Raw genomic sequence first — 12,499 nt, forward strand, 5'->3', positions numbered from 1 at the left:
TAATGATGTGAGTCTGCATCGGGAACCCGGCAGATTCCTGTGTGAACCAGCCTTTCGAATGACGGTTTGATGGATTGGTCGAGCGGCAACAGTCGTGCAACTTTCGCCGGATGCGGTGTGCAGCAGACGCGTGGGCGCCGGACTCACGTTCCGCAGTTGGTGCCTGCTGACCTGCTTCCAAACTTCGTTCACTGATTAGCTTTCGCCGCGCGCCGCAACAAACGTCCCGTGCGATGCCCTCATCGAGCGGTCTGATCCCCGGTCACAGCCAACAGAACCGTTGCAACACGCGGTCCTATCGAACCGCTCCTCGCGCCGCCATTCCCACGAAGACCCCCGAGGTTTCCAGGAAAACGTGCAACCAAACCGAGCTATTTAGATAACTATTCTTGTATTAAGGCGTACTTTTCTTAATATGCATATCTAATCTACTGGGCGATCCAAATTAAGATGGATGTTGTCAAGCCATGACAACCGCCTTTATCACGGTAACGGGCACATTCGAGCACCGATAGACCGGTATCGACCCAACTCCGCCGTTGCAGGCCTCAACCGGCGAGCGGCAGATCTTGAGGTACAACGGCCATCCCTGGTTCGGTCACAGCCAGCCACCGTTCAGCCGTTGGGGAAGTGAAGGGAAATACTCAAAGCCACCGCTTTCAAGTACTTCTTTTTAAGCAAGCGCGCTGCGCCGGCTACGCCCTGTTGACGCGAGAACGTCCGAAGCTCTCCACCAATACCTTGACGAACGCGTTGCTCGCCGCCGTACGGTAGGCGTCCTTGCGCTGCAGGAGCGCTGCCGTGCGGGCGGGCAGCGGGGGATCGAGCGACACGGGATGCAGTTCGCCGTGCTCTCGCGCGATCCCGTCGGGCAATACGGTGGCGAGCTGCCCGCGGCGCACAAGCTCGACTATTGAGCTGATTGAACTCGCCTCGATGGCAACCTGCGGACGAATACGATGTCGCGCGCAGTATTCGTCGATATAGCGACGCGTCGCGAATGCCTTGTTCAGCAGGACCAGCGGTTCCTTCGCAAAGTCCTTCACGGCCAGCGGCTTGCGGCGCGTCGCGCGTGCATGGCCTCGGCTGACCACGAGGCTCAGCGTCTCCCGAAACAAAGGCTGGCTCTCTATTTCCAGGGCATGAACGGGTTCGAAGGCGATGCCTGCGTCGAGCTCGCCGTCAGCAAGCTGGGCTTCGATCTGATCCTGCGGGATCTCCTGAATGTCGATCGCGATGCCCGGGTGCGCGCCATGGAAGCGGTCGATGACGGGGCCGACCAGATACGCGGTGAACGTCGGCGTCACGGCCAGACGCAGATTGCCGCGGCTCAGTTCGCCGACATCGTGGATCGCCCTCATGCCCGCATCGAGATCCTGTAGCGCGAGCTTTGCGTAACGTGCCCATGCCGCGCCCGCATCCGTCAGTTGCACGGTTCTGCCGGAGCGGTCAAGCAACTGCGTGCGCAACGTGTCTTCCAGTTGCCTGATCTGCTGGGAAAGCGTCGGCTGCGAAACGTGCAGCGCTTCGGCGGCGCGCGTGAAGTTCCGGTGCTCAGCGACGGCCAGAAAATAGCGGATATGACGTAGCAGCATGCGGGCCTCGTAACTATTGGTGTTGCCTATCGTTATCATCATAAACCGGTCTTGGACACTATCGCTGATCGCGTCCATTCTTTGTTCAACGCCGCGCACTGCGAGACTGAACGGAGCAGATCATGCAAGAGATCATCGATGGTTTTCTGAAGTTTCAACGGGACGTATTCCCCGCGCGCAAGGACCTGTTCCGGAAGCTGGCGACGAGCCAGACGCCGCGCACGCTGTTCATCTCATGTTCGGACAGCCGCATGGTGCCCGAGCTGGTCACACAGCGCGAACCGGGCGACCTGTTCGTGATCCGCAATGCCGGCAACATCGTGCCTTCGTTCGGCCCTGAACCGGGCGGCGTTTCCGCCACCGTCGAGTACGCGGTTGCCGCGCTGGGCGTGACCGACGTCGTGGTGTGCGGCCACTCGGACTGTGGCGCGATGACGGCCATCGCGACCTGCAAGTGTCTCGATCACATGCCCGCAGTCTCGAACTGGCTGCGCTACGCCGATTCGGCGAAGCTCGTTAACGATGCGCGCGCGCATGCCACCGAACGGGAACGCGTCGACTCGATGGTGCGCGAGAACGTCATCGCTCAACTCAACAATCTCAAGACTCATCCTTCCGTCGCGCTGGCGCTCGCACAGGGTCGCCTGAAGCTGCATGGCTGGGTCTATGACATCGAATCCGGTTCCATCGACGCTCTCGACAGCGCGACACGTCAGTTCGTTTCGCTGTCGGAGCATCCGGATGTTTCCGCGACGCCTGCCGAGTGTGTCGCGGCGCACTGACCATCGGCGCATTCCTTCCACCGGCTTCATTTACTTCACCGATTCAAGGAGCAACATCATGCCCCAATCGCAAACCAGCCAGCACGCACGCGAGGTACTGACCGATGCGATCATCGACGCGAAAACCCGCAAGAACCTGACATTCGAAGTCATCAACGAAGGCACGGGCCTGAGCGTTGCCTATACGACGGCTGCGCTGCTCGGCCAGCATGCGCTGCCTGAGCAGGCGGCGAAACTGGTAGCCGGGCGTCTCGGACTCGACGACGACGCGGTTCGCCTGCTGCAGACCATACCCGTTCGCGGCAGCATTCCCGGCGGCGTGCCGACCGATCCGACCATCTATCGCTTCTACGAGATGGTGCAGGTGTATGGCTCGACGTTGAAAGCGCTCGTTCACGAGAAGTTCGGCGACGGCATTATCAGCGCGATCAACTTCAAGCTCGATATTCAAAAGGTGCAAGACCCCGAAGGCGGCGAGCGCGCGATCATCACGCTCAACGGCAAGTACCTGCCGACCAAACCGTTCTGAATTATCCAGTGTTACCTGGAAAACCCAGGCACCCAACAACCTTGTAAAGGAGAGTTGCAATGTCATCGCAACAACAGCAAATCCGTCCGCCGCTTCCCCCGTTCACACTGGAAACGGCCAAAGAAAAAGTACGACTCGCGGAAGACGGCTGGAACACCCGCGATGCGGCAAAGGTCGCGCTCGCCTATTCGCTCGATACGAAATGGCGTAACCGCACGGAGTTCGCGAACAACCGGGAAGAAGCGCAGGCGTTTCTCGAGCGCAAGTGGCGCAAGGAACTCGACTACCGTCTGATCAAGGAGCTGTGGGCGTTCGATGGCAACCGGATTGCGGTGCGTTATGCGTACGAATGGCGCGACGACGCGGGCAACTGGTTCCGTTCGTATGGCAACGAGAACTGGGAGTTCGGCGTTGACGGACTGATGCAACGTCGCTTTGCGTGTATCAACGACATGCCGATCAAGGAATCGGAGCGCAAGTTTCATTGGCCCCTGGGCCGTCGTCCCGACAATCATCCGGGGTTGAGCGACCTGGGTCTTTGAGCGCCAACATGGCGGCGGCGTGTGTCGTGTCGTCGCCATGTGGCAATGTGGCGAATGCGAATCGGACGCGTCCCACACTTCGTTTCACTTTCACCGCAAACGTAGGAGCTGATCACAGCAGTTCAAGCGCGTCTTGTTCATCACGGGCGCATCGCGCGGTCTCGGCGCACTGATCGTGCAGGCTGCGCTGGCCGATGGCAATGCCGTCGTCGCAGCGGGGCGCAAGGTCGCCGCGATCGACGAGCGGCTCGGCAAGTCGCCCGCGCTCTTGCGCGTCGCGCTCGACGTGACTGACGAGGCGCAAGCCAAAGCTGCCGTCGTGGCTGCCGTCGAGAAGTTCGGCCGGATCGACGTGCTGGTCAACAACGCCGCGTTCGGCCTGCTGGCGGCCCTCGAGGAATCGGGCGACGCCAACGTGCGCCGAGCAATAGACGCCGAATCCCGCGGCCGCGCGATAGCCGCCGATCGACGACATGTTCGACGCATCCAGGAAGTCAGTCCGGAAGTACCCAGGCTCGACGTGGCTCGTCGTCGGCAAAGAGATCATCGACGACTATGACGAGACCTCGGGCAACGTACGCCGGTTCGCCATCCGGATGAACCACAGCCAGCCTGACGATCCCGAGAAGCTGGCGACGCGGCCCTGGTCACGCTGGCCGATGCGTAAATGCCGCCGCTACGCCTTCCGCTCGGCACGGATACGCTGAAGGCCAACGCGGAAAAGAACAATGACGTCGGAAACGCAGACATGGAAGGCCTTGTCGGAATCGACCGACTTTCCGCTGTGATGCATATTTGACCGGACGAAAGTGAAGCGAAATGCGAATTCTACCCACGCTCGCCGTGCTCGCAGCAGCGGGCACGTGTTCGGCCACCGCTCATGCTGCTTCACCGCGCGAATGCTCGCTGCCCGACGTACGTCTGTGACCAAAGATTGTTATTGGCCGGTAGCACGCATTTGCGCAAACCGCCAGTAGCCGCCTCTCCAATGCCAATTCCTGAACGTCGGCAACATGGCCGAATTGTGCGCGTAGCTCGTCCGGCAGGTTCCGAGTAATGCAGCCGTTCCAACGGCAGGTTTCGCCGCTCGCTGAACGGCACGTTGTGGCCGCACTGCATCTCACGACCGAGCGCCACGATCGTCTCGGGGGCGACCAGCCAATTGCGTGAGCGAAACATTGTTGTTTATTTCGATGATGAGTTAGTTGCGTCATGCGCGAGGTATCTCAGCGCAAGCTTTCCGGGTTTTTCGGCAAAGTGACGAGGCTTAAAGTAACCTGATCCCGACGTGTCACCTGCAAAAGGATCGAGCGTGACAATCCCCTGAAGCCGCCAAGTACGCACCGTACACCCCTCGGCAGCAGACACGCCCGGGGAAGCACGTGGCGAGTTCGTCCATACCGGAGCAAGGGCTATCGTAATCGGAGAGTTTCCCATGAAGAAGACCGGACAACTCCTGTTGGCTTTCGGCATCTTCTCCTTATCGCTGTTCGTTCATGCAGATCCAGTCAAACTGGAGTTTGTTGTGAACATCAAAACCGGCGAACGAGGTATGCCCAATCAATACGAGAAGCTCGAACTCGGCGAGGGCAGCGGGCGCTACGTCGCTGCTCTTAAGCAAAGCGGAAAGGTGACAAGCAAAGGCCTGCTTGAGGGTGCAACCGTTCTCGATTGGGGGTTTCATGAGGTTCCGACCGAAGAAGCAGCCGCAGCTGGCTGGAACGAAGCAGAACCGAACGGTGGAGGTCCTGGCTATCTCGTATTCACCCTTCCGTCGGGTGACAAGCTCACCATGCGGCTTCAAATGCATCTCCAGTATGTTCCTCAGGTGCAAGGAGATCCTCGGCCCTTCATCTTCGGCCTTTGGCAGATTGTCGGCGCCAGCGGGAGTTTGAGCCACTTACAAGGAACAGGGGTGATTCGCGTAGAGCGACCGTCAGCAGAAGAACGTTTGTGGGTCCTCGAGGGGGAAGTCGGCCGCTCGAAGAGTGCCTCACAGTAGTTGCCCCAAGACTCCCGACCATCTCAGGACTTGCGCAGCTGCTACCGGAACGTCGTCAAGCGTTCGAACGGCAATGCCAGACTTCTTCGTTGAACGGCTGTTATCTGGTGCGGAGACGACGCCCGAACGTCCGGACAGCCCGGCGAGCGAATGACGATTGATGGCCGATAGTGTTGAAAAACTCTTTGATCGGATGCTCTGCCTGGTTAGAGGGTCCTCTTACCCCTAACCGATGCTCACGAGCGGCTTGTAGAGCGATCTGAGAGGTCGATTTTTCGCGACACGGTCACGCCGCGGCGATGAGCGAGTTTTTCAACAGAATCGGCCGACTGCTGCCCGATGTGGGTCGGGTTCCGCCGACCACATCGGGCAGCAGTCGACCCACTCCGGTCATACGCGACTGCGCTGGCACGATGGCCGCTTTCAAGCACACAGCAGCCATCTTTACTGTGACATAGGCTGCGTTTCACTCGGCGGCCGCTGCGGTGAGCCTGACCCGGTATCGTCCTGTTCAGAACCGGAGATTTCCGGCGATACCCAAGAACGTAGTCGACTCGTTTCATCTTGTAATGCCGCCTCCATTGGCAGTTTGTGAACCGACAGTGAAGCAATTCACACAACGCACTGATCTGGAAAAAACTACTTAAGCTGATCTGTTTGCGGCGGACCGAGTTCGACCTAATCCCCTCGGAATAAGGCAGCGCGAATGATGAAATTGTTGGAGTCGACCAGGATGCTTGCGCCAATAGTGTCACGCGCGTTGACATAACCGCTGAATCTCCTAGGAGGGACGGTCAAGCCCCCGTCTTTGAAGTACGCGAACCCGGTAACGCCGCAGGTGGCATCGCAGCGGGTTCCGTAAACCCGACCGCCGTCCTGGATTGCGGTGGTGATAAATGAGGTAAATCCAGTTGGCAGCGCGATCTGGTGGTCGAATGAGACATAGCGATAGCGAGCCTCCTGCGCATGGCCCTCAACTAATGCCTAGCCCTAGGATTCTAATCCGCATCTGTGTCATTTTCATTACTTCACGCCTTATAACCTAGACGCTCAGACCGTTGCAAACGGGGGTTTCTAATCACCCACTGACGATGACGTTCAGAGCGTAACCGCGATCCGCTGGCGCGACAGGTAGCTCTGAGTGACGAAGAGGAGCAGGATCCTTCAATAAGAGTGAAGTGCTTCTGTGCGATGACGTCAACCATTTCTGCAGGCGGTCCAACTAGCGTTCAAGCAACCGTCCATGCGTCATATGTGCATAGCGACTTCCGAATGCCTAAGCGGTTGCTAGCGGTAGTGGTTAACCGCCAGCCCGTTCTCACGCTTCGTACTCTATTTACTCTGCAAATAGAACATTGCAGTTTTCTTTTTATTCGCTGCGATCCGCCAGGTCATCCCCTTTTCGCCGTAACCACGCCATCCAGGAAACGGCGCCGACTTTTGATTCAGATCGGTAACCAATCGCACTGGCGACACTCAATTGAAGCAGTTACGGATCTGTTGCATCCTGCCGCGTTTGCGAAGAGTGCTGTCATTACCATTGCCGCGACGGAGAACAACGCAACCAAACTGCGCAACGACTCGTCGTGCGTATTCCAGAACCTCAGGGTTATCGTATCAACGAGTACGGCAACGCGACATTCAACTGGAAAAGATCTGAGCGCATTTCACGAATGGTCGGACAGTTGCTAGCCACTGTTGGCGGCCAATGCGACACATTCGCAAAGTGCGCTCACTGATTCGGTCTCTCTTACCTGTTAATGTGTTCCAGCGCACATTCCTACTGGGTTCCCTATTCCGCTTTTCCAATCCCGTCATATGCTAAACGAAAAAATGACCGGCAACTTTCGACAACGGCACTAACTACGTGGTAACTACGTGGCCTCACAGTCCGTGCCTATCGTCGTCTCCTTCTTTCTAACCCTCTACGGCCACCCAATGTGCGGTGGCGGGCCCACCTTTTGTCGGTGGCAGCGCAATTCCTTCCGAGGGTGCATCACCTGTTCACGGTTTCGCAGTGGTGTCGATAACGACGGCAAAACGAACTTAACGACGGGGGCCATAAAATTCGGATGAGGTGACCTGCTGGAGCCATGCTGCGCAACCGTTTTGGCAAGGCCGATACCCGCTAGCGACACATTCATGAACGCTGCGCGTTAGCGAGCACGTATCACGGTGTTGTTGAGCGACAGCAGCGAGTAGACGGTGGTGTAAATCACCTGCGAGATGATTCACAAACAGTAGACGGATCTGGCACTTATCATTACGGAGTACTACATGTAATAGCATTTTGTTTAATAAGGATTGCTATGCATCAAGAATTATTTCGCTAGCGCGCAAGTATCGCGTTGAGCGTCTTCACATTTTTTGCCGGCCAGCCCGGCAGCGGAAAACTCTCATGATCAAAAGACGTCAATTTCTCGGCTGCCTGACGGCGCTCGGCGGCAGCTATGTCCTCAGCGGATGCGGGGGCAGCGGGTCCGACTCGGGCGCTGACGGCACCGCCCTTGCCAAGGCAGCGAACAAGGCGGCAACTGCGTCTGCGAACGGCACAACGATTCCACCGACCGGAAAGATTATCGATAACCAGAGCTCCGTCTGGACGCTGAGAGGAGGCTCGGTCTATTTGAATGGTGTGAAAGCCGGCAACAACTACAACGTCACGCTGGTGCTATGGTATGGCGGTGACGTTTACCATCAGGGAACAGGCGGCCAGTTTTACGGATGGAATGGCTCGACATGGATCGCATGCAACGATCCTCGGGTCGGCACCTCTGCGGACGGCACGACGATTCCACCGGCCACCTCGATTATCGATAAACAGAGCTCCGTCTGGACGCTGAGTGGTGGCTCGGTCTATTTGAATGGTGTGAAAGCCGGCAATAACTACAACGTCACGCTGGTGCTATGGTATGGCGGCGTTATCTACCATCAGGGGACAGGTGGCCAGTTTTACGGATGGAATGGCTCGACATGGATCGCATCCAACGATCCCCGTGGCACCTCCGCGGACGGCACGACGATTCCTTCTGCGGACTACATCATCGACAAGGTCGGTGCGGTATGGACGGTTGTCAACGGGGTCATCTATCGCAACAACCAGACTGTCGGCAATACGTACAACGTTTCGCTGCTGCTATGGTACGGAGGCAAGATCTGGCATTGCGGAACAGGCGGCCAGTTCTATGTGTGCAACGACGTCGACATCTGGCTGCCGTGCAATGATCCGCGTATCGTCACCGCTGCGACTGCGGGTACGTTTTACGGGATCAACGGACACTACGACTATCGTTACACGCCTGCCCAGATCGTATCGATCATGAAGAACATGGGCTCCTCGACGTATCGGGTCGGCTGTATAGACGACCCGACATCACTCAACGCAGTCGTGAATCTCGCTCAGGCGTTCCGGTCGGCGGGACTGACCTTGTTCGTGCTCATCGATCTCGGCATTTACGATAGCAACCGCGCAATATTCTCGAGCGAATCGATTGCGTACGAGCGCGGGCGGTCCTGTGCGGCAACGGTCGCCAACGCGCTTGCCCCGTATGGTGTGACGATGTACGAGTGCGGCAATGAGTTGACGCGGGAAAGCGACATCATTCTCGATTCCACCAATGCCGGCACGAAGGCCGTGGATTTCAACAACACCAACTGGCCGATCATGCGCGGTGTGATGCGCGGCATGATCGACGGCGTCAAGTCTGTGCAGCCTGCCGCGAAATGCGGCGTCAATTTCTGCGTGGCTGACATCGGCGCATCCGATGCGCTGTGGGACGGCATGCAGCCGGATGGAACGGGCGGCTATCCCACGGTACGGTGGGACATGACGACGTGGCACAACTACGAAGTCTACGGCGACATCTTCAACATCGGGATCGACGGTGCAGGTCCGGGCTTCGATCTGCCGGCGTACTGCAAGGCCCGCTACGGTGCGCCGTTCCTGCTCACCGAATGGAACACGGGGCCAGAAAAAACAGAGGCCTATCGGGCGACCTACATCAGTTCGCAATATGCCAACTATTTCCAGGCCAGAAAGACAAAAAACATCCAGTCGGTGATGTACTACGAACTTGACAGCGGAGACGCGACCTACGGCCTGATGATCGATGGTGCCATCTTGAGTCAGCCTTATGGCGCATTCACCGGCTTTATCGCGGGGAATCCCGACACCTGACGGTGTCGCCCGGTAAGCCTACGCGAGCGGTCTGTTTGGCGGGCACACCATAACTTGCAAAAAGGGCGACGCGAACTTGTGATATGTCGAGAACGCGTCGCGCGAAGTAACGTAGACGCACCCGTTATAGGGCGCATCGTCCCTTTCGTGCATGTTTGGCCCACAACTGCGCTTTGCTGGCAATCGCGGCTGGAGTTCTCGTTTGGTTTTTTGCGATCGTGCTGACATTCGGACGGTCCAGTCGCAGTCCCGGACCGGAATGCAGCCTCGTCAAAGCGCAGCAGATGTCCGATAGGACAGCGTGCGGTAACCCGACAGGTTGATCAGATATCGCGTGTGATCAACAGTCAGGCCGCGCGCCTCGAATCAGGTGGCCAGCCATTCCATGACCCGTTCGATCGCGGGTTTGTTCGTCTGATACATCCGGCGCAGCGTGTGATATTTTCCAGGGCTGCGTCACGCCCCGAGTTGGCCGGAAAGAAAATGGCGACGCGATGCGAGCCCGCTGCCACGTCAACGCGAACAGTTCTGCCAATTCGCTGGCGGGACCTGATTCTTCCTTTTTTGCGATACCCGTCGCCCCCCACCAGCCTTTGGGGGCGACGACGCGAATTCCGGATCGAGTCGCACGCCTATCGCATCGAGCACTGGCTGGTTCTCTGCGTGCCACGATTCCAGCGCTTCGGTTTCGGCCCGGACGCGCGAGCGCACGCTCTCGTCGAGTGATGTACGGCAATGCTGCTGGTCACCCGCGAAAAGTCCGCGAGGAACAACGGCGCCCAGTTATCGCGGCCGACGGCATAGTTGCAGAAGGCGCCATTGCAATATGAATAGCACAGGATATCGACACTCGCCCTGTCGAAAGCAGATTCAATGCGGCGATGCGGCGCGGTCACTGGCGCAACAACCGGGGAAGCTGCGTCAGCCGCCAGACAGTTGAGCGTTGAGACAGGCACACAGCCAAGCCTCCGGAACAAGCAATCCAGCATAGCCACGCACGCCAACTGGATGGAACTTGCGCAGGAAGCGCGTGGTTTGCTCCCCGATGTCCGACTGGTCCCTCACGCCATTCGAGACGAGGAAGTCGAAGTGATCCATCACCTTGTCGAACTTCAGCATCAGCAACAGCAAGTGCGCGAGGTGTACTGCCCAGTTGTGTTGATCGGGGCCGCACCAGCCATGTTTTGCCTGACATCGCGAACCGCATTGACAGAGTAGTGGCCATCGGCGCCTGCATGCTGACCGACCTCGCTGGCCTGCGCAGGCATTCGCTACGCAGCGAGAGCGCATTATTCGCACTGCGCGATTCTGGATACGGCTGCCTTTTGTCCGAAATTCACTGGTAGCCTCGTACATCGTGGATTACAGTATTTTTGCTATGCGACCTTAAAGCGTGGCTGACTCACGAAGTCACAACTGCGCGGACTTTTGTGCAACCCGCTTCTGCACGTGTCCGCCGACACCGAGCGAAAAATGGCTGCTCGGTGAAGGGCGTCGCCATTCATTGTTCTGGCCCACGCCACACTCCTCTACACACGGCCGTGCCGACGACCTCGCGTTCTCTCGTCGCTTGCTCAGCAAACGAGGGCTGCGAGGAATTACTGCAGCCATTTTTGTTTCATCTATTTGAATCGTGCGCCTGAACCCGCCTGACCATAGGCCCCTGTGCGTCGTGATGTTAAGCGTCTGATTCGGTGATAAGGAGACGACCATGAAGGTCAGGTATTTAAGCATTTTGTCGGCGACAGCCGTTGCACTTCTCTCGCTCAGTGGTGTTGCGCAGGCCGGTGGCCTTTGCTCGAAGGCAACGCTAAACGGACCGTTTAGTTTTATCGGTCACGGAGTGATACTTGGATTGAAAACTGCCGATGGTACGTTGCATCCGTACACCGCCCCGTCGATCCTCGATGACGTCGCCCTGGTGACGTTCGACGGTATGGGCGGATTTCGCCGCACCGACTTCGGCATGATCGGCGGGTTGCCGAAAGGGGGGAAGACGACATTCAATCCGGTCCAGCACGGCTTTTACTCGGTGAACTCCGATTGCACCGGCATCATGAAAATCATTTATGACGCCGGCGGAGCCGTGCCGGCCGGGGTCGAGACTGATCTGAACATCGTCGTCGCTGCCGATGGGACGCTCATCGAATCCGTTGTCTACAGGGCGGTCACCGTGTCAGGTGCTGCCATGGACGGCACGAAGTGTCCAACGGATTGCGAGCAAGGTGTGCAAGAATTCTTTGAGGGGAAAAAGGTCAAAGCGATGGACGATGCAGAGGCCACCGTGCGAGACGCGGATGTCATCGTGACCGCCACCACTGCCCTTGAACCAGTCCTGAAGGGGGCGTGGCTCAAGCCCGACGCCCATGTCAACGCGATAGGCGCGCCTCGCCCGACCTGGCGGGAGCTGGATGATGACGCCATGACCGCGGGCGCGCTGCTTGTCGACTCTAGCGAGGCCGTGCTCAAGGAGTCAGGCGACGTGATCCTCTCGAAGGCGCCGATCTATGCGGAAGTGGGTGAGATCTTCGCAGACACGACGCAAAGACCCGCGTCTGAGATTACAGTGTTCAAGTCCGTCGGGATCGCGATCGAAGATATCGCCGCGGCGCGGCTCGTATACGCCGCCGCGTCCGGTTCTGCGGGACAGGTCACGTGAAATAACCAAGGGAGACGCCAGCCAGCGCCTCTTCATAGTGCACGTTACTGCAAGGAATAACGTCCAGCCGTGCGACCGGTAGCAGCTCGTTGACGTGACCCACATGGTTGGCACGCAATGGTCCGTTGTCCAGGTGCGGAGCTGACGTTTGAACGTCTGGACAGAGTCGTGGGTGAATGTCCGGAGATGGCCGGTGGACTAAACCGCTCGCGC

8 protein-coding genes and 2 pseudogenes are annotated in these 12,499 nt (G+C 58.1%); 7 read left to right on the top strand and 3 right to left on the bottom strand.

Annotated elements, in window-relative coordinates:
- Positions 1 to 695 precede the first annotated feature (695 nt).
- On the bottom strand, positions 696 to 1,595 hold the full coding sequence (gene cynR / locus BN2476_RS28290; protein WP_087737522.1) for a transcriptional regulator CynR: 900 nt from the start codon (positions 1,593 to 1,595) through the stop codon (positions 696 to 698).
- Between the two features lie 122 nt (positions 1,596 to 1,717).
- On the opposite strand from cynR, the gene BN2476_RS28295 reads away from it, so the two are divergent.
- The 6 genes and pseudogenes from BN2476_RS28295 to BN2476_RS28320 all read left to right on the top strand — a co-directional run bounded on the left by BN2476_RS28295 (position 1,718) and on the right by BN2476_RS28320 (position 9,627).
- Positions 1,718 to 2,377, top strand: a complete 660-nt coding sequence (locus BN2476_RS28295) for a carbonic anhydrase (RefSeq protein WP_087737523.1) — start codon at positions 1,718 to 1,720, stop codon at positions 2,375 to 2,377.
- 58 nt (positions 2,378 to 2,435) lie between these two features.
- Positions 2,436 to 2,906, top strand: coding sequence for a cyanase (cynS, locus tag BN2476_RS28300; protein WP_087737537.1), 471 nt, complete (start codon positions 2,436 to 2,438; stop codon positions 2,904 to 2,906).
- Between the two features lie 59 nt (positions 2,907 to 2,965).
- Positions 2,966 to 3,448 carry a nuclear transport factor 2 family protein gene (locus BN2476_RS28305; RefSeq protein WP_087737524.1) on the top strand — a complete coding sequence of 161 codons (483 nt, stop codon included), beginning with the start codon at positions 2,966 to 2,968 and terminating at the stop codon, positions 3,446 to 3,448.
- Between the two features lie 133 nt (positions 3,449 to 3,581).
- Positions 3,582 to 4,236: pseudogene (locus BN2476_RS49550) on the top strand (SDR family NAD(P)-dependent oxidoreductase).
- Positions 4,237 to 4,883: 647 nt separating this feature from the next.
- On the top strand, positions 4,884 to 5,450 hold the full coding sequence (locus BN2476_RS28315) for a hypothetical protein (RefSeq protein ID WP_087737525.1): 567 nt from the start codon (positions 4,884 to 4,886) through the stop codon (positions 5,448 to 5,450).
- Between the two features lie 2,398 nt (positions 5,451 to 7,848).
- Positions 7,849 to 9,627, top strand: a complete 1,779-nt coding sequence (locus BN2476_RS28320) for a hypothetical protein (protein WP_173819678.1) — start codon at positions 7,849 to 7,851, stop codon at positions 9,625 to 9,627.
- Between the two features lie 921 nt (positions 9,628 to 10,548).
- Here BN2476_RS28320 and BN2476_RS28325 read toward each other — a convergent pair.
- Positions 10,549 to 10,758 (bottom strand): annotated as a pseudogene (locus BN2476_RS28325) (hypothetical protein); the annotation flags it as partial.
- A gap of 580 nt (positions 10,759 to 11,338) precedes the next feature.
- Here BN2476_RS28325 and BN2476_RS28330 point away from each other — a divergent pair.
- Positions 11,339 to 12,286, top strand: a complete 948-nt coding sequence (locus BN2476_RS28330) for a hypothetical protein (RefSeq protein WP_087737527.1) — start codon at positions 11,339 to 11,341, stop codon at positions 12,284 to 12,286.
- On the opposite strand, the gene BN2476_RS47750 is transcribed toward BN2476_RS28330, so the two are convergent.
- Positions 12,279 to 12,499: hypothetical protein (locus BN2476_RS47750; RefSeq protein ID WP_218274548.1), on the bottom strand; the 221-nt coding region annotated here is incomplete at its 5' end. The genes BN2476_RS28330 and BN2476_RS47750 overlap by 8 nt on opposite strands.

The sequence above is a fragment of the Paraburkholderia piptadeniae genome, from assembly GCF_900007165.1.
GTDB classification, from domain to species: domain Bacteria; phylum Pseudomonadota; class Gammaproteobacteria; order Burkholderiales; family Burkholderiaceae; genus Paraburkholderia; species Paraburkholderia piptadeniae.